This is a genomic window from Pseudomonas sp. 51_B (assembly GCF_017491595.1).
Taxonomy (GTDB): domain Bacteria; phylum Pseudomonadota; class Gammaproteobacteria; order Pseudomonadales; family Pseudomonadaceae; genus Aquipseudomonas; species Aquipseudomonas promysalinigenes.
On record NZ_JAFGYW010000010.1, the window covers coordinates 32,810 to 50,990 of the forward strand.

Genomic DNA, 18,181 nt, shown 5'->3' on the forward strand with positions numbered 1-18,181 from the left:
GCGCAGTTTACCCGATCGCACGCAGGTGCACTGCAAAGCGCTCGGCCAACCATTGCGCGGCTGGCCCGAGCGGCTCGTCGCGGCGCCAGGCCATTTCTACCACCAGCGCCGGCGGGCGCCATTCGCTGGCGAGTTCGACCATGTGCGCCTGGTAGGTCGGGTACTGCACCACATGGCGTGGCAGCCACGCCCAGCCCAGGCCACGCATCAGCAGTTCGGCCATGGCGTAGAAACTATCGGCCCGCCACACCTGCGGGCTGATTGCTTCACCACCGGGGTAGCCACTTTGTTGCGGGGTGATCAGCAGTTGCCGATGCCGCGCCAATTGCTGGCGGTTGACCCGGCGTTCACCGGCCAGCGGGTGCCCCGCCGCACATACCGTGACCATCTCCACGCTGCCCAGCGCACGCCGCTCCAGAGCGGCTGGAATACGCTCATGATGAAAAAACAACCCCAGGTCTGCCCGCCGCTCGGCGAGCTTGCGCGCCACATCGCCTTGGGCGCCACTGGCCAGTTGCACCTCAAGGTAAGGAAAACGGCTCGCCAGTTCATCCAGGCTGTCGATCACCGGCTGATACGGCATGGCTTCATCCTGGGCCACCCGAAGCAGCGCTTCTTGGCCACGCATCAGGGCCAAGGCGCGGCCATCCAGGTGCTCGCACTGGCGCAGCAGTTCACGTGCATCCTCCATCAGCGCCATACCGTTTTCGGTCAGTTTCGGTTGCCGACCGCTGCTGCGCTCGAACAACGTCACACCAAGATCAGCCTCTAGCAGAGCAATTGCATTGCTGATGGCCGATTGAGCCTTGCGCTGCTCACGGGCCACGGCGGAAAACGAACGCAGTTCAGCGACTCTTAAAAAGGTACGCAGTTGTTCAAGACTCCAGCGCTCGGCCATCAACCCATCTCCACACCGGATAGGTAATGACTTTACCGCACCTGGGCTAACGCTAGAATGCCCAGCAGTAGCCGGAGGAACCTGTCATGAATGCCTACACCTATCTCGCCATCGCGATCGTTGCTGAAGTGATTGCCACCGCTTCGATGAAAGCAGTCAAAGGGCTGAGCACGCCACTGCCGCTGCTGCTGATGGTGGTCGGCTACGGGATCGCGTTCTGGATGCTGACCCTGGTGGTACGCAGCATTCCGGTGGGAATTGCCTACGCCCTGTGGTCCGGGCTGGGCATTGTGCTGATCAGCGTGGCAGCCTTGGTGGTGTACGGGCAGAAGCTGGATGTGCCAGCCATGCTGGGCATGGCCATGATCGTCGGCGGTGTGGTGGTGATTCAGCTGTTCTCCAAGACTGCCGGGCACTGAGACAGCCTGTATACTTGGCAGCTGTCCCAGTCTTCGAGGTACCGCCATGCCATCTGCCATTTCCACTGACGTGCTGATCGTCGGCGCCGGGGTCGCAGGCCTGTGGCTCAACGCCCGCCTGCAGCGCCTGGGTTACTCGACAGTGCTGGTGGAGCGCGCCAGCCTCGGTGGCGAGCAGACCATCAAGTCCCAAGGCATCATTCACGGTGGCACCAAGTACGCACTGCACGGTGCCTTGACCGGCGCCTCCGAAGCCATCGCCGACATGCCACGACGCTGGCGTGAGGCGCTGGCTGGCAGTGGCGAGCTGGACCTGAGCCACACGCGCTTGCTGTCCGAAGCCCACTACCTGTGGTCGCCAGGCACCCTGGCCGGCAACCTGACCAGCTTCTTCGCCAGCAAAGCGGTGCGTGGCCGTGTCGATCAGGTCAAAGGCGAACAATTACCGCCAGCGCTGCAGGACCGTGGTTTCAAGGGCAAGGTCTACCGCTTGGCAGAATTGGTTGTCGACGTCCCTAGCCTGCTGGCGAATCTGGCCGAGCTGGCAGGTGACAGCCTGCTCGCTGGCAAGCAGCTCGAACCGCTGCACGAGGGCGACGAACTGGTGGGCCTGCGCGTCGACGACCGCGAAATCCGCGCCCAGCGTATCGTCCTCAGCGCCGGCGCAGGCACCGAAGGCCTGCTGCACGCGCTGGGTCTCGAGCAGCCGGCCATGCAGACTCGACCGCTGCACATGGTGATCGCCAAGGGGCCTAACCTCAAGCCGCTGTATGCGCACTGCCTGGGCGGCGGGCCGAAGCCGCGAGTGACCGTCACCACTCACCCGGCCGCCGATGGCCAATGGGTCTGGTACCTGGGTGGCGATATCGCCGAAGCCGACGGCGTTGCCCGCGACACTGCGGCACAGATCGCCGCCGCGCAGCAGGAAATCGCCAGCCTGCTGCCTTGGGTCGATCAGCAACAAGTGCGCTGGGCGACCCTGCGCGTCGATCGTGCCGAACCCGCACAATCCGGGCTGGTGCGCCCAGACAACGCCTTCCTGGCCGAGCAGCGGCGCCTGCTGGTGGGCTGGCCGACCAAACTGGCCTTGGCACCGGACTTCAGCGACCGCGTACTGGCAAGCCTCGATCGCGATGGTGTGCGCCCTGCTGCCACGCCCGACCTGTCCGGCCTGCCCCGCCCGGCCCTGGGTGTACCAGCATGGGAGCAACTGCTGCCATGAGCCTACCCACCCTGCACGGCCTTCATCGCCCCTTGGGCAGTACCGGCTTCATGGTTTCGCCGCTGGGCCTGGGCACGGTCAAATTGGGCCGCGATCAAGGCGTCAAATACCCCAACGGCTTCACCATCCCAAGTGATGACGAAGCCCGCCTGCTCTTGGGCCAGGCCCGTGGATTGGGCATCAACCTGATCGACACCGCTCCGGCTTATGGCCTTAGCGAAGAGCGCCTGGGGCCATTGCTGCGCGGCCAGCGTGATGACTGGGTCATCGTCAGCAAGGTGGGTGAAGAGTTCGAGAACGGGCAGTCCAGTTTCGATTTCAGCGCAACCCATACCCGCCGCTCGGTCGAACGCAGCCTTCAGCGCCTGCAGACCGACCGTATCGAACTGGTGCTGGTGCATTCGGATGGCAATGACCTGGCCATTCTTGAACAGCAGGAGGTCTATCAGACCCTGGCCGCGCTCAAGCAGGAGGGTAAGATTCTTGGCTACGGCCTATCCGGCAAGACCGTTGCCGGCGGCCTGAAGGCCTTGGAACAGGGCGACTGTGCAATGGTCACCTATAACCTGAACGAACAGGCAGAACGCCCAGTGCTGGACTACGCTGCCGAACACGGCAAGGCCATTTTGGTGAAAAAGGCACTGGCCAGTGGGCATATCTGCCTTGCCCCTGGGGTCGACTCGGTACAGGCTAGCTTCGAACTGCTCTTCGCCCACCCTGGTGTCAGCAGTGCTATCGTCGGCACTATCAATCCGTTGCATCTGGCCCATAACGTGGCCACGGTCGCCCGCATCCTGGGCGAGCACTGAGTTGCCACCCAGCCACGGCTGGGCCTGGAACTGACCCGACGCAAGGAGGAGCCTCGTGGCGCGTACGCTGATCCGCAAGAACCCGAGCAACTTCAAAACGCTGCCCCTACATGTCGAAGCCACCGCCGAAGGCCTGGTCTACCAGAGCATCGGCATGCCCCTGAACTTTGCCCAGACCCAACAGCGGCGGCGAGCCATCCAGCTTGCCGACAAGCAGCGCTTCGTGGTGGAGCTGGCCAACCTGGGGGTGTCCGTGCGCCTGACGTTGCACTGGCAACATCGTGACTACTGGGTGTTGGTGAGGCAACGCCGCCAGGATCGCGGCGATGTGGTGCTGAAATTGATTTCCGGATATGTCCCGGCCCAGGAACTCAACCTGCCACTGCACACCGCCGTGCAGGAGGTAGCTGAAGAGTGCCTGCTGGAAACCCCGGAAGGTTGGCTCAGCGGGCGCTTCAACGACACTTGGCTCCCCGCCCCTTATGCCGCAGCGCTGCATTATCGCGAAGCCTTGCCATTCACACTGACGCCAGAGTCGGGCGCTGCGAGGCCAGTACACTGCGCCAGCCAGATATTGCTCGAACGGCCACGGGCCTACGTGCACCTGCCCACGGCCTCGCTACAGCTGATTTACGACATGCGTCTGCAGGTGCCAAGGGACGCTAAGAAACTCAGCCTGTTCCATGTCGATGAGCGGTTGGAGGGCGACCAACTGGTGGCGCGACTCAATCGCAAGCGGCCGGATCTTTACCTGATGCCGGTGCAGGACGGGCAGCCGTTGGCCGAGCTGTACACCTTGAAAAAGGATGAACTAGTACCAGCCAGCACACGCGGGCTGTACTTGGCCGAGAGCTTCGCCCAGCAGGAAGGCTGGGTAGTGGCCGACGAGAGAATTCGCTGGAAGGACTGGGTAAAGCAGCAGGGCCTGGTAGAGCAGAAGGCAAAGCCGGCGTCACATCTGCAGCGTTTCGGCGACAAGGCGCGGGCACTGCTGCGACGCGCCCGTACCTCACTGCACAAATAGCCTGTGGGGCTGCCGTGCAGCCCCGCGTCTCGGTCAGTTCTTGCGGATTTTCTCGACGATGGCCGTGGTGGAGCTGTTCTCCACCAGCCCCAACACTTTCACGGTGCCGCCATAGCCCTTGACGATATCGGCGCCTACCACCTGATCGATGCCATAATCCCCGCCCTTGACCAACACATCAGGCTTGACCTCGCTGAGCAGGTTTTCCGGCGTGCCTTCAGGGAAGCTGATGACCCAGTCGACTGCGCCCAGGCCAGCCAGCACGGCCATGCGCCGGTCAACGCTGTTGATCGGCCGACCCGGCCCTTTGAGGCGGCTCACCGAGGCATCGTCGTTGACTGCGACGATCAGGCGATCACCCTGCGCGCGGGCCTGCTCCAGGTAGGTGACATGGCCGGCATGCAGAATATCGAAGCAGCCGTTGGTGAAGACGATTTTCTCGTTGTGCGCCCGCGCGTCGTCGATGGCCAGCAGCAGTTGTTCCAGGCCCAGTACACCGCGCTCGGAGCCTTCTTCACGCTGGATGGCACGGCGCAGCTCCGGAGCACTGATAGCCGCGGTACCCAGTTTGCCGACCACGATACCGGCCGCCAGGTTGGCCAGGGCGACGGCGTGTGGGAGGTCTTCACCTGCGGCAATCGCAGCGGCCAGGGTAGATATCACGGTGTCACCGGCACCGGTCACATCGAACACTTCGCGGGCCCGGGCTGGCAAGTGCAGCGGCGGGTGGCCGGTACGCAGCAGGGTCATGCCGTGTTCGCCACGGGTTACCAACAGCGCGCCGAGGTCAAGGTCCAGCAGCAGTTGCAGGCCTTTGGCGACCAGCTCGGCTTCATCAGCGCAACGGCCGACGATGGTTTCGAATTCGCTGAGATTGGGGGTGATCAGGCTGGCCCCACGGTAAATCGAGAAATCCTTGCCCTTGGGGTCGGCCAGCACAGGAATAGCCTTGGCACGAGCAGCCTGAATCAGTTGCTGATGGTTCTTCAGCGCACCCTTGCCATAATCGGAAAGGACCAGCACCTTGACGCCTTCGAGCAACGCGTCGACCTCTGCGCCCAGCGTGAGCGGGTCGGTGGCGAAGGGTTCTTCGAAATCGATGCGCAACAATTGCTGGTGACGGCTCATCACCCGCAACTTGACGATGGTCGGCTGATGCGCAATGCGCTGGAACACCGAGCGCACGCCAGCGGCCTGCAGGCTATTGGCCAGACTGTCGGCGGCTTCGTCCTGGCCGGTGACACCGATCAGCGAAGCAGGGGCGCCGAGTGCGGCGATGTTCAAGGCAACGTTGGCCGCGCCGCCGGGGCGGTCTTCGATCTGATCGACCTTGACCACTGGCACTGGCGCTTCAGGCGAAATCCGCGAAGTACCGCCATGCCAGTAGCGATCGAGCATGACATCGCCGACCACCAGTACCGGAGCTTGATCGAAACGCGGCAGGGACAACTTCATGGACAACCCATATGGAAATAATGAACAGGGGCAGGATATTAGCACAGGGCGGGCGGCGGCTTTACGGCCAGATGCAACCTGGAAAATTCCCGTGACAATCGGGGCCGATGTGGCCCCGATCAAGGCGGGTCAGGTGATATCGGCCTTGGCCGGCTCATCCAGCCCCATGGCATGCAAGCGGGCATAATGGCCATTAGCCGCGAGCAGCTCGGCATGGGTGCCACGCTCGACCAGGCGGCCCTGTTCCATCACCAGGATCTGGTCAGCCTTCTCGATGGTGGACAGACGGTGGGCGATCACCAGCGTGGTACGGCCTTGCATCACATGGTCCAGTGCCGCCTGGATATGCCGCTCGGACTCGGTATCCAGTGCCGAAGTGGCTTCGTCGAGGATCAGCAACGGCGCGTTTTTCAACAGTGCCCGAGCAATCGCCAGGCGCTGGCGCTGGCCGCCGGAAAGCAGCACACCATTTTCACCGACCTCGGTATCGAAGCCGTTCGGCAGGCGATCGACGAATTCCTTGGCGTAGGCGTCAGCGGCGGCAGCCTCGATATCGGCACGCGGGGCACCTGCCAGGTCGCCGTAGGCGATGTTGTTGGCCACGGTATCGTTGAACAGGGTGACATGCTGGGTCACCTGGGAAACGTGGCGGCGCAGGTTGCGCAGGCGGTAGTTTTCGATTTCCACGCCATCAAGCAGGATTTGCCCCTGGTCGTGGTGGTAGAAGCGCGGGATAAGTGCCGCCAAGGTGGACTTGCCACTGCCTGAGCGCCCAACCAAAGCGATCATCTGGCCAGGCTCAGCGACGAAACTGATGTCGCTCAGCACTTCACGCTCGGTGCCGGGGTAGGTGAAGCTCAGGTTGCGCACTTCGAGGCGGCCCTCTACACGCGCCATTTCGACGGTGCCGGTGTCGACCTCTGGGGCCTCGTCCAGTTGCTCGAAGATGCTTTCGGCGCCGGCCAGGCCTTTTTGAATGGTCGAGCTGACTTCCGACAGCTGGCGGATTGGCTTGGGCAGCAGCCCCGCGGCGGTGATGTAGGCAACCAGGTCACCCGCTGTGGAGTCACCCCGCAGGAACAGCACCAGGAACATCAGTGCCGCCATGGCGGTGTAGATCACCAACTGCAGCAACGGCGTGTACAACGCGCCGGTCTTGGTCATGTGCAGTTGCTTGTCGGTGTTGCTTTGGCTGGCGTTTTCAAAGCGGCGCTGTTCGTACGCTTCACCGCCAAAGCTGCGCACCACGCGATAGCCCTGAATGGTCTCGGAGGCGACATGGGTCACATCGCCCATGGCGGACTGGATCTTCTTGCTCTGCTTGCGGAATTTCTTGCTGGCAACACTGACCATCACCGCGATCACCGGCAGGATGGCCACCATTACCAAGGTCAGGTGCCAGTTCATCCACAGCAGGTAGCCGAACAGGAACACCACGGTCAGGCCTTCACGGATGACGACCTTGATGGCATCGGTGGCGGCGCCGGTCACCATGGTCACGTTGAAAGTGATCCGCGAAATCAGGTGACCTGAATTGTGATTGTCGAAATAGCGGTTGGGCAGCACCAACAGCTTGTTGAACAGTTGTATCCGCAAATCATGCACAAGGCTCAGGGAAACCTTGGCCAGGAAGTAGTTACCCAGAAACGACCCCAAACCCTGCCACGCGGCAATCAGAATGATCAGCAGCGGCACGGCCTGCAGTAATTGCAGGTCGCGAAGGTAAGGGACATTGGGGAACAGCACGGCCTGCGGGTTGCTCAACCCGTCGACGAAATATTTGAGAATCCCCGCCAACATGGGCTGGGTCGAAGCAAAAATCACGAAACCGACGATACTCAGCAGGAAAATGCCGATATAGGGTTTCACGTAGCTCAGCAGCCGGAAATAGATCTTCAGGCTGGAAGTATGCTCCGCCGGTCGCGGTGTTTCGGCCATCATCGAGCTCGCTGTTCAGGTTGAACCGCGAATTTTACCACAGGCGTCATTTTCGGCACGCACCCATGGCAACAACATGACCAGCCCTACCGTCAGCCAACTGATGAACCATTCCGCACGGGGGGTTGCGGTAAGGCTGGCGGCGTCGAATTGCATCGCCAACGTCGAGAACACCCAGAGGCCGAGCAGAATCTTGCCAAGCAGGATGTGGCGTGCGCGAACGATCTCCCCCAGGGCGAACAGCCAGACGCAGATCCACAGCAGCATCCCCGGCAGCCCAAGCTCTACGGCCACATGGGTGAACATGTTGTGAGTATGGTCGAAGCGCATGCCCAAAGCAGGCACCTGCACGTCGTAGGCCGCTCCAATCCCAAGGCCGGTCCAAGGGTGCTCGGCGATCATCCTGACGGCCTGCTCGAAAATCTCCGGGCGGTAGGAGGAGCCTCGGAGGGTGATCAGGTCGTACATCACATAGAACGCCAATGCCGTGGCGAGCACCGCCGCCACCGCCAGCACCCGGCTATGGCGGTCTCTTAGCCACAACGGCGCGATCAGCACGGTAATGAGCAGTGCCAGAGCAGCACCCCGGCTCTGGCTCATGATCACGAAACAACCCAAGCAGGCCAACGCAAGCACCCAGCCGAGCTGGAAGCTACGCTTACGGGGCATCTGATAGAGCAGCAGCACAGCCGCTGCACCCACCACATAGGCCCCCAGAATTGGATGGGAGATCTCACCGATGCCAGCCAAGCGCGCCTGCAGCGGCTGGGCCTGCAAGCCATAAAAATGCACGATGGAAACAAGCGCGGCGATTGCCAGCAAGCCGCAACCCAGCTGCAGCAGGTTGCGAATACGGTCTTGCCCACCTTGCGCCACCAGCGGGAAGGCCAACAAGAACACCAGGATGTAGACCAGACGCTTGGCCTCCCGTGAGGGGTCGGGAGCCGTTGTCCAGGCAAGGCTCACACAGCACCAGGCCATCAGCATCAGCACGCTCGCCCAGAGCGCCGGCTGCCGCCGCCAGGCCTCGGCCAGCACGCCACGCCCCGACCATGCCAACAGCAGGGTGGGCAGCCACAGGAATGCGACAAGCCCTTGCTGGTACACTTTGTTGGAAGGTGCCAAGGCTATCGCCCCGAAAAACCAAATGAGCCCCAAGCCTAACCAGGCGCGCGCCCAGCTTTGTTGATACAACATCCTCACCCCTGTTGAATCCACGCACCATCGATGGTGCTCACGCTTTATTTTCGGCATTATTGCCGGTCATTTTGTTGCCCAAACGACAAGGCTTATCTCATGCAATGCTCTCGGCTCACCCAGGTCGACTTTGATCAGCTGATACTTGGCGCCCAGGTATTGGAGTCAGACAGCCATGGCGCCAAAGTCTACCTGCTTGGCGATGGTAATATCCTTAAGGTATTTCGTCGTAAGCGACTTATTTCATCTGCGCTGCTGCGGCCTTACTCACAGCGCTTCGTCGACAACGCTGTGCGCCTTGCGCAATTGGGTATTCCGACGCTTGAAGTGATAAGCCAGCACAAGCTCGACGTGCCGGGCAGAACAGCCGTGCTGTATCGCCCACTGCCAGGCCGGACGCTACTGCAGATGTCGCGCGAAAACGACTTCAGTTGGGACCACTACCTGCCTAGGCTGATCGATCTGATTCGCCATCTCCACCGCAGCGGCATCTATTTTCGCTCGCTGCACCTGGGCAATGTGGTCGTCACCCCCGACCAGCGCCTGGGCTTGATCGACGTGGCAGACATGCGCTTCCTGCGCCCACCGCTTTCTGCTCGCATGATCCGCCGCAATGTTCAGCACATGGTGCGCTACATCGAGCGGGAGAACCTGGGCGATCGCTTCCCCCTCGCAGATTTCGAGGCGGCCTTGCTGGCGCGCTGAGCTCAGCCGCGCAGCAGGCTGTGGGCACCGTCACAGAAAGCCTGCCACGCCACCTCCGGCGCGAGCGCCCGGCGCTGCTGGCCAGCCACAACTAGCGCGCGGGCAGCATCGCAGCGCGCCATCTCCTGGGCCCAGGCCTGGGTATCGTCAACCGGGAGGTAGCGCGCCGAGTCTTGCAACTGCTCGCGAAATACCGGCAAGTCGGTGCACACGACCGGTACATCCGCTATCACGGCTTCCTGCACCACCAGGCCCAGGCCTTCAGCGCGGGAAGGCACCATCAGCCAGTCGAAAGCCCGGTACAGGCGCTCCAGGTCGTCATGATGCCCGCACAGATGCACCGTGGCGGTCAGGCCCAGCGAGTCGATGCGTGCCTGCAGGCTGGCACGCAGCGGCCCGTCACCGACGATTGCCAACTGTATGCCCGGCTGTTGGGCCACGGCGCTGGCAAAGGCCTCGATAAGCATGTCGAAGCCTTTGCTTTCCACCAGCCGCCCCACCGCACCAAGCAACACACCTTCAGTTGCCGGCAATGCCAGCACGTGGCGCGCCTGCTCACGGCCTAGCAGTGACGCGGTAAAGGCCAGCGGGTCGAACGCCATGCGCAGTGCCTGTACAGGGCGGCCAATACCCCGCTGCAGCGCGCGCGCCAGGGTGTCCGAGACAGCCGCAACACATACTTGTTCGGCAGGCAGCCTGCTCAGCAGGCTCACGTCGCTGGGGGTCAAACGGGTCATGCCGTGGAACAACACTTTTGCGCGCACCTCGGGCATATGCTTGAGCACCGGCAACACCAGCCGCGCAACACCTATACCGTCGAGCAGAATGACCTGCGCCCCCGCCTCTTTCAACGCCTTGCGCAAGCGCAGGCGTAACCAGGGCCGCAACAGCCGCCATAGGTTTTTGCCCTTGAGCGCACGCTGCGGCATATGCCAAGCACGGGTGTTTTCATCGCTGTGGCAAAGCTCACCGCCAAGCAGCAGCCAGTGGCTGATACGTGCGTCGGCGCCCGCGTGCGAGAGCACGTGTTGATGGACTTTATGGATGGACAGGTACGGCGAACCGCCTGCCCACATCACATTGAGGATTTTCATGGAGATTGCGCCGCTCTCCCGTGCAAGCCAAGTGGGACTGCAACGTCTTTGACAGAACATGATCGCATGCCTGGAAAACTAGTTCCTCCAGCATAGGCTGGAATGTTCAGCTCAGAAGCCAAGGTTGAGCCGCAGACGCTGCCATGCAGACAACGGCGGGTGGGGCCTCAAGGCCGGGCGCATGTGTTCGACGATGCTCTGGCCGACAGCGGCGAAACTGAAGCGTGAAACGGCCAGTTCGCGCCCGTTGATGGCTATCTGCCGGGCCAGCTCAGGATCTTCGCGCAATACGCGCAGCTTGGCTTGCAGCGTCGGAATGTCGCGATAGAAAACGACGTTGTGCATGTCTTGCAGGCCCAGTGCCCGGTTCTCGTCCTCGCCCTGGTCATACGCCAGCAGCACGCAGCCACAGGCCATGGCTTCAAAGTTCTTGATCATATACTCGCCCATGCCGACATCGGCACTGACGAAGAATCGAATACGATTCAAGGTGTTACAGTAGTCTTCACCTGACTTGGTGCGAGTCACCACCAACTGTTCGACCTGCCCCAACTCGTCCAGAAGCGCCTTGCGGCCGCTGTAGGCGACGCTGTTGGTACTACCGACGAATGCCAACTCGATATCGCGCTCACGGCCTTGGTCGGCGAGCAGTTGCTCGTCGTAACCCTTGGGTACGAAGACCGCATCGAAGCCCTCCTGACGCAGTCGCTCACTGACCATGAAGCCAGAGCTGATCACCCGTGCCCACGGCAGCTTGCGGTAGTGCGCACTGAACTTGCCGGTGTACTTGCACGGGATGTAGTTCTGATAGGCGTCGTGCTCGAGAATGACCAGGTTCGGCACCGTACGGATGAAAGCTGCCTGGCGGATCTCCTGCTTGAAACGCAGGAAGAACACAATGCGGTCATAGCGCTCGACCTGCACTTCACGCTTGAAATAACGGCGCAGGTTGCGCTGATCGTCACTGGTCAGCCAGCGCAGGTCGCAGTCGCAGTTGGCCGCAACGCCGTCGTACAGACGATCGAGGATCGCGCGCTGCTCTTTCTGTACCAGAAATAGAACTTTCATTGCTTTCCTTGGGCGCTTTGCGCCATCTCGGTCAACTTTACAGCTCTCGCCGCCAGAACAACTCATGCCGACGAACTGCCTTACGGAAGAATTCATTTTCCCCGTAAGGCGAGGCTCGGCGCCCGGCTAGCCAACGCTGCAGCCAGCGGCGCAGGCGGCGCTTGAATGGCAGCCGCGGCTGTAAGTCATGCATCATGCCCAAGGCCATGGCCTTGTCACGCTGGGTGGCGGTATCCAGTAGCACGGCGCATGGTGCCCATGCCTGGTCTGCGTCAAATTGCGGCGGTAAAGCGATGCCATCCCCGCTGTCACCCATGGGCCAGCGGTCGTTGTCATGCAGGTGGTTGGCGTAGCAGAGCAGGGTCTGTGGCTGCCAGGCCAGCCCCTCAAGCGCCTCCATGACGGCCGCCTGGGCACACACATGATCCGGATGTGGGTCGAGTTGAGGATGCGGCATCACCAACACCTGGGGCTTAGCCAGCTCCAGCAACGCGCGCAGGTCGGCCAGCAGGTTGTGCCAGGTTGGCGCGCCATTGCTGTCGGCCGGCAAAGGAAATGAATTGAACTGGCGAAACGGACGGATATCGGCCATGTCCGCTTCGCGCGACGCAGCAGGCTGGTCAGGGGCAGCCTGCATGGCGGGCAACTGCAAGCAGAAATAGCCCAGTTGCACGCAGCGCGATTCAGGCACGCCCGCCCAACGTGGCACGGCAATGCTGTCCCAAGCGCGCAGCCGCCCTTTCAAGCGGGCCGCTTCCACTTCACCCAGCCCCATTTGCTGATAGTGCTCAGCCTCGATCTCGCCGGCGGTCAGGGTGACCACCCAGGTTTCATCGGCTTGACTGTACACACCATAGGCAGCCAGCTCGGCATCGTCGGCGTGGGGCGCGATCACCATTACCCGACGGCGCTGCAACTCGACAGCAGGGGTTATCCACAGGCGCGGCTGGCCCAGCAACCGGCAATATTTGCCAACCACGTGTAGCGTGCCAGCCTGCAACGGCTCGGCCAAACCGGTCAGGTTCAGATAGCGCACGCCATCCACACCGCGCTCGAAAGTTTGCCGATCGCCCAGCTCGCCGCCGCGCAGCACGACGTACGGATCGAGCAAGCGCCCCAGCCAGCCGCTTTTCACCCGCGCCTCGAGTATCAGGGTTTCGTCGCCTTGCAATGCCTCGCCCACCTTGAGCAGGCCATCGCTCAGCATCACGGGTGCTTCATGGCTCAGCTCACCGAAACGGTAGGCGTAGTCCTCGCTCGGCGCGTAGAACAGGTGGTCGGCGAACCAGGCTTCGTGAGCGGCCCACAGCAGCGGCAACAGCAGTAGCGGTAGCCACCACCAGGTGAAAAAACCCAGCGCTACCAGCAGTACCAGGCAGGCGAGCAGCCCCAGACGCTTGTTGCGCCGATGGCGCTTGAGCAACTGCTGCTTGCGGCTCACGTGTGCAATACCGGTACGGGGTTGCACCAACGCTCTTTGTACTCGCGGTCGGCCCGACCGAACGAGAAGCGCAGGGGCTTGTTGCGTGCACGAGCATCCTCCCAGGCTGCCTGGGTATTGAGGAAGCTCAATACGCTACCTGGGCTGAAGGCCTTGGTCTGCGGGTCGACACCGCCATTGACGTACTCGACACTGATCCACTCGGGCGCCTCGACGCGGTACACCAACTGGATCGCGATCGGCTTGTCATCGAGCATCAACACCGAGCCGATCAGCAGTTCGCGCAGGCGCTCCAGCACCTGGGCCATATGCTCGGCGCCGGTGGCCGGAAAACCCCAGCGACGCGCGAACAAGTCGCAGTACATGGCAGCGACCTGCTGCGCGCTGAATTCGCTGATCGGGCGCACCACACCGCCCGCTTCTTCCAGCAGACGCAATTCGCGACGTTGGTTGTAGCGAAATTTCTTGGACAGCTCTTCCGGGGTGCGCGCCATCGCCAACTGCTCCTTCTGCACCTTCAGGCCCGTGAATCGGCCCTGGTTCAGTTCCGACAGGTAACGGGCGCTGTGGCGCAATGGCGCACCGGCATCAGCAGCTGCCGGCAGGATGATCTCGGCGTTGCCGAGGTCGAACAGGGCCTTTTTGCCGGCGCGCTTGAGCACGTCCTTGGACAATGCCAAGTGACGGCCCCAAGTCGGGATGGCGGCGCTCAGCGCGCCAGCCTGGTACCAACCCAGGTAGCGCACGGGGATTTGCGCCAGGCCTGCCAGTTGCTCGACCACCAGAGGGTGTGTCGCCACGCTGCCGCCAAAACGCGCCCAGGCCTGGGCGTAGCTGGCAGCATCGATGACTTGCCAGCCGCGCTCGCGCAAGGCTTGTACATGATTGAACATCAAGCCTTCCCCACCACTGCACGAACCTGAGGCAACTGCCAGAACGCCTCACGCACTGCCTGGTCAGAAAACCGTTCACGCAAACGCTGCAGCATATGCACAGCGCAGGCCTGCAGTTGCTGGTCATCCAGCCCCGCCATGTGCTGCAACGCCTGCGCCAGCTGCGCGGCATCGCCCAACGGGAACAGCACGCCAACACCTTCGACCACTTCGCGCGCGCCGCCACAAGCCGTAGCCAATACCGGCACCCCGGCCGCCATGGCTTCGAGCAGGACCATACCGAACGGCTCGTGGTCGGAGCTTAGGGCGAATACGTCAAAGGCCTGGAAATAACGGCGGGCATCGGGTATCTGGCCAAGAAAGTCCACCTGCCCCGCAATACCCAGCTCGGCAGCCTGCGCCTTGAGCTCAGCCTCCAGCCGGCCCTTGCCGAGAATGGCCAGCCGCGCGCCTGCTGGCAGGCCCGGCAGCGCCTGGGCAAAGCCACGTAGCAAGGTCGCCTGATCCTTGTCGGGGTGCAGGCGCCCGACATTGCCGACCACCCAAGCCTGGGCGTCCAGGCCCAACGCCGCGCGGGCCTCGGCACGAGGTACGAGGGCTGCTTGCAGGGCGTCGATATCGATACGATTGTAGAGCGTCTGGATACGCTGAGCCGGCCACTTCGCCAGGCAACGGCGCATGTCGTCACGCACCGCATCCGATACCCCAAGCAGGCTCAGGCGCTTGCTGAACAGGTTTGCAAAAAAGCGTCGACCCTTGCGCTGATAGTCACCGAAGGCATGGTGCACACCGATCACCGGCAAGCTCGTAGCCAGCAGCGCTACATAGATGGGCTTGAAACGGTGGGCGATGCAAAAGCTGAAATTGCGCTCGGCGGCGATGCGCCGCAGTGCCCCAATCGCTCCGAGCTTCAGGCCACGTATGGCTTTGGAGCTGAATTCGAGAAACAACACTTCGTCCGACGCGCAGCCCGCAGCAACCTGCGGGTCGGCAGCGCCGGTGAGGAACACGGTGGTGACCTTGTAGCCGCTGCCCTGGAACAGGCTGGCGTACTGACGGGCACAGTCTAGAAACGGCCCGTCGTAGCCATGGCAGAACTGCAGGACCCGCGCTTCAGAGCGGCTGGTCATAGGCAGCTGCGCCGTCCTTGACGACCAGGATGTCTTCCATGATCAAGTACTGCAGGTCAGACCCGAAGAACATGTTCAGCGCATCGGTCGGCGAGCAGATCATCGGCTCGCCACGGCGATTGAGCGATGTGTTCAGCGATACGCCATTGCCTGTGAGGTCTTCCAGGGCTTTCATCATGTCGTAATAGCGCGGGTTGTATTCGCGCTTGAGCACCTGGGCGCGGGAAGTGCCGTCTTCGTGGACCACTTCCGGTACACGGGTCTTCCACTCTTCAGCCACTTCGAAAGTGAAAGTCATGAACGGCGCTGGATGGTCGACCTTGATCATCTGCGGTGCGACGGTGTCGAGCATCGACGGGCAGAACGGTCTCCAGCGCTCGCGGAACTTGATCTGCTCGTTGATGCGATCGGCTACGCCCGGCACGCTCGGGCAACCAATGATCGAACGGCCACCCAAGGCCCGCGGGCCAAACTCCATGCGGCCCTGGAACCAGGCCACCGGGTTGCCATCGACCATGATCTTGGCGATACGCTGGGGCATGTCGTCGAGCTTGCGCCATTTTGGCGCGTTCGGGTGGCGAGCGCAGGCGGCGATCACGTCTTCGTTGGAGTACGAAGGGCCGAGGTAGACATGCTCCATCTTCTCGACCGGCACACCGCGGGCGTGGGATACGTAAGCCGCCGCACCCACAGCGGTGCCGGCATCGCCGGAAGCCGGCTGGACGAACAGCTCCTTGACGTCGGAACGAGCGATGATCTTCTGGTTGAGCTTGACGTTCAGCGCGCAGCCGCCAGCGAAGGCCAGCTTGCCGGTTTCACGCAAGGTATCGCCCAGGTAGTGATCGATCATCTGCAGGGCGATCTTTTCGAACAGCGCCTGCATGCTGGCCGCGTAGTGGATGTACGGCTCGTCGGCAATGTCGCCTTCGCGCTTGGGGCCTAGCCATTCGATCAGCTTGGGCGAGAAGTAGAAGCCTTTGCCCTTCTCTTTATGGCGGCGCAAGCCGATGACGTTGGCGTAATCGGTATTGATCACCAATTCGCCGTTTTCGAAGCTGGCCAGACGTGAGAAGTCGTACTTGCTGGCATCGCCGTACGGCGCCATGCCCATGACCTTGAATTCGCCGTCGAGCATTTCGAAGCCAAGGAATTCGGTGATCGCGCCATACAGGCCACCCAGCGAGTCCGGGTCGAAGAATTCCTTGATCTTGTGGATCTTGCCGTTTTCGCCGTAGCCGAAGAAGGTGGTGGCGTACTCACCCTTGCCATCGATGCCAAGGATTGCGGTCTTTTCCTTGAAGCCCGAGCAGTGGTAGGCGCTGGAAGCGTGGGCCAGGTGGTGTTCGACCGGTTCGATCTTGACCTTTTTCGGGTCGAAGCCCAGCTGCTCCAGGCACCAGACGATCTTCTTGCGGTAGCGCTTGTAGCGGCGGTTGCCCATCAAAATGGCGTCCAGGGCGCGATCCGGGGCGTACCAGTAGCGCTTGGCGTAGTGCCAACGCGCCTTGCCGAACAGGCTGATGGGAGCGAAGGGGATGGCTACCACATCGACGTCGGACGGTTTGATGCCGGCTTGCTCCAGGCAGAATTTCGCCGACTCGTAGGGCATGCGATTCTTCGCATGTTTGTCACGCACGAAGCGCTCTTCTTCGGCGGCGGCAACCAGCTTGCCGTCAATGTACAAGGCCGCGGAAGGGTCATGGCTAAGGGCGCCGGACAGGCCAAGAATCGTCAATGCCAAGGGATTAGCCTCTTCATTCGGTAGAGATGCGCCAGCGGCCCCATGGGCGGGTGGCGGCTAAAGGGCGAGATTATAACGCAAACAATGCGCGAGACACTGCATAACCTGCGCCAGCAGCTGGCCCTGGGCGGCAGGCGCCGCAGGGCGAGCTTGCTGGCCAAGTGCCCGATTATTCGGCGATCAGCCAGTCCATGCGCCAGCTACCGGCAGTCTGCGCCAGCTCTTTGGCCAGCCAGGGCAGCAGCTCGCTCAGCTCTTGCTCAAGCCCCCAAGGCGGGTTGGCGATGGCCAGGCCCGAGCCATTGAGGCCCTGAGGGCTGTCCTGATGGTGCACGTACAGCTCCACCCGCAGCAGCTTGGGCGCGCCGGTGCTGGTCAAGTCCTGATAGAAGCGGGTCAGCGAGCGCTGATCCTTGATCGGGTACCAGATAGCCGCGACGGTCTGGCGCATACGGCCAATCGCCTCTTTCATCGCAGTGGTGCAGCGTTTGAGCTCGTCAGCCTGCTCGAATGGCGGGTCGATCAACATGATCGCGCGCTTTTCCTGCACCGGTAGCAGCGCCCGTGGCACATGCCAGCCCTCGCCCAGGTGCACCACCACGCGCGGGTCCTTTTTCATGTTCTCTTTGAGCAGCGGCCCGTCTTCGGGGTGCTTTTCGTTGAGCAGCGCCCGGTCCTGCTGGCGCATCAGCCGCCGAGCCAACTCGGGCGACCCTGGGTAGTAGCGCAACTGGCCATCGGCGTTGAGGCGCTTGATGATGCGCAAGTAGTCCGTCGCCATCGCCGGCAGATCATCACGGCCCCATAGGCGAGCCACCCCTTCAAGGTACTCGCCGGTGCGGGTCGCTTGATCACCTTGCAAATCGTAAAGGCCGAGGCCGGCGTGGGTATCGATGTAGGCGAACGGTTGTTCTTTGCGCGACATCAGGGCGATGAGGCGGGTCAGCACGATGTGCTTGAGAACGTCGGCGTGATTGCCGGCGTGGAAGGCGTGACGATAGTTCATGGCAACTCCTGCGCGGACGGCAAGTTTACCCGTTCATGGTGACGGCGTCAGGTGCTCCCCGTCCTGACCGGGACCCAATTCCAGCTCCGACCGCCTACCAGCGATGCCGATACTCATGCCTCCTACCAATCAGGAGTACCT

The 18,181-nt window shown here is 62.1% G+C and carries 16 protein-coding genes; 5 read left to right on the forward strand and 11 right to left on the reverse strand.

All coding sequences use genetic code 11. The annotated features are described in order from the left end of the window. Positions 1-7: 7 nt before the first annotated feature. Positions 8-898: a LysR family transcriptional regulator gene (locus tag J5M56_RS13265; protein ID WP_186476361.1), complete on the reverse strand. Its 891-nt coding sequence runs from the start codon at positions 896-898 to the stop codon at positions 8-10. A gap of 86 nt (positions 899-984) precedes the next feature. On the opposite strand from J5M56_RS13265, the gene J5M56_RS13270 reads away from it, so the two are divergent. Genes J5M56_RS13270 through J5M56_RS13285 form a run of 4 tightly spaced genes read left to right on the forward strand, consistent with a single transcriptional unit; the run spans position 985 to position 4,372 of the window. Further along, positions 985-1,317: an SMR family transporter gene (locus tag J5M56_RS13270; protein WP_060479264.1), complete on the forward strand. Its 333-nt coding sequence runs from the start codon at positions 985-987 to the stop codon at positions 1,315-1,317. Between the two features lie 46 nt (positions 1,318-1,363). Continuing rightward, positions 1,364-2,539 carry an FAD-dependent oxidoreductase gene (locus tag J5M56_RS13275; protein ID WP_186476360.1) on the forward strand — a complete coding sequence of 392 codons (1,176 nt, stop codon included), beginning with the start codon at positions 1,364-1,366 and terminating at the stop codon, positions 2,537-2,539. After that, positions 2,536-3,348, forward strand: coding sequence for an aldo/keto reductase (locus J5M56_RS13280; RefSeq protein WP_186476359.1), 813 nt, complete (start codon positions 2,536-2,538; stop codon positions 3,346-3,348). Before J5M56_RS13275 ends, J5M56_RS13280 begins: the two co-directional genes overlap by 4 nt. A 55-nt stretch (positions 3,349-3,403) precedes the next feature. Continuing rightward, entirely contained in the window at positions 3,404-4,372 is a 969-nt protein-coding gene (locus J5M56_RS13285) for a hypothetical protein (protein WP_060479267.1), read from the forward strand. 33 nt (positions 4,373-4,405) lie between these two features. Here the strand turns inward: J5M56_RS13285 and hldE are convergent, their stop codons facing one another. From hldE to J5M56_RS13300, 3 genes are all read right to left on the reverse strand, one after another. After that, positions 4,406-5,827, reverse strand: coding sequence for a bifunctional D-glycero-beta-D-manno-heptose-7-phosphate kinase/D-glycero-beta-D-manno-heptose 1-phosphate adenylyltransferase HldE (gene hldE, locus J5M56_RS13290; protein WP_060479268.1), 1,422 nt, complete (start codon positions 5,825-5,827; stop codon positions 4,406-4,408). 129 nt (positions 5,828-5,956) lie between these two features. Further along, the gene (msbA, locus tag J5M56_RS13295; RefSeq protein ID WP_060479283.1) at positions 5,957-7,765 is read right to left on the reverse strand and encodes a lipid A export permease/ATP-binding protein MsbA; all 1,809 of its coding nucleotides are present in this window, start codon (positions 7,763-7,765) and stop codon (positions 5,957-5,959) included. 15 nt (positions 7,766-7,780) lie between these two features. Then, positions 7,781-8,962, reverse strand: coding sequence for an O-antigen ligase family protein (locus J5M56_RS13300; protein ID WP_186476358.1), 1,182 nt, complete (start codon positions 8,960-8,962; stop codon positions 7,781-7,783). A gap of 99 nt (positions 8,963-9,061) precedes the next feature. Between J5M56_RS13300 and J5M56_RS13305 the strand changes: the two genes are divergently transcribed. After that, positions 9,062-9,667 carry a hypothetical protein gene (locus J5M56_RS13305; RefSeq protein WP_060479270.1) on the forward strand — a complete coding sequence of 202 codons (606 nt, stop codon included), beginning with the start codon at positions 9,062-9,064 and terminating at the stop codon, positions 9,665-9,667. A 2-nt stretch (positions 9,668-9,669) separates the two neighbouring features. Here the strand turns inward: J5M56_RS13305 and J5M56_RS13310 are convergent, their stop codons facing one another. The 7 genes from J5M56_RS13310 to rlmJ form a co-directional block, all read right to left on the reverse strand. Continuing rightward, positions 9,670-10,761 (reverse strand): glycosyltransferase, encoded by a 1,092-nt coding sequence (locus tag J5M56_RS13310; RefSeq protein ID WP_186476357.1) that lies wholly within the window; start codon positions 10,759-10,761, stop codon positions 9,670-9,672. A 111-nt stretch (positions 10,762-10,872) separates the two neighbouring features. Continuing rightward, the gene (locus J5M56_RS13315; protein WP_186476356.1) at positions 10,873-11,829 is read right to left on the reverse strand and encodes a glycosyltransferase; all 957 of its coding nucleotides are present in this window, start codon (positions 11,827-11,829) and stop codon (positions 10,873-10,875) included. A 37-nt stretch (positions 11,830-11,866) separates the two neighbouring features. After that, positions 11,867-13,270: a PIG-L family deacetylase gene (locus J5M56_RS13320; RefSeq protein ID WP_207937137.1), complete on the reverse strand. Its 1,404-nt coding sequence runs from the start codon at positions 13,268-13,270 to the stop codon at positions 11,867-11,869. Beyond that, positions 13,267-14,163, reverse strand: coding sequence for an antimicrobial resistance protein Mig-14 (locus J5M56_RS13325; protein WP_186476355.1), 897 nt, complete (start codon positions 14,161-14,163; stop codon positions 13,267-13,269). Before J5M56_RS13325 ends, J5M56_RS13320 begins: the two co-directional genes overlap by 4 nt. Further along, positions 14,163-15,293, reverse strand: a complete 1,131-nt coding sequence (locus tag J5M56_RS13330; protein WP_207937107.1) for a glycosyltransferase — start codon at positions 15,291-15,293, stop codon at positions 14,163-14,165. Before J5M56_RS13330 ends, J5M56_RS13325 begins: the two co-directional genes overlap by 1 nt. Beyond that, entirely contained in the window at positions 15,277-17,034 is a 1,758-nt protein-coding gene (locus tag J5M56_RS13335; RefSeq protein WP_060479276.1) for a carbamoyltransferase, read from the reverse strand. Before J5M56_RS13335 ends, J5M56_RS13330 begins: the two co-directional genes overlap by 17 nt. A gap of 169 nt (positions 17,035-17,203) precedes the next feature. Then, the gene (gene rlmJ, locus J5M56_RS13340; protein ID WP_060479277.1) at positions 17,204-18,040 is read right to left on the reverse strand and encodes a 23S rRNA (adenine(2030)-N(6))-methyltransferase RlmJ; all 837 of its coding nucleotides are present in this window, start codon (positions 18,038-18,040) and stop codon (positions 17,204-17,206) included. Positions 18,041-18,181 lie beyond the last annotated feature (141 nt).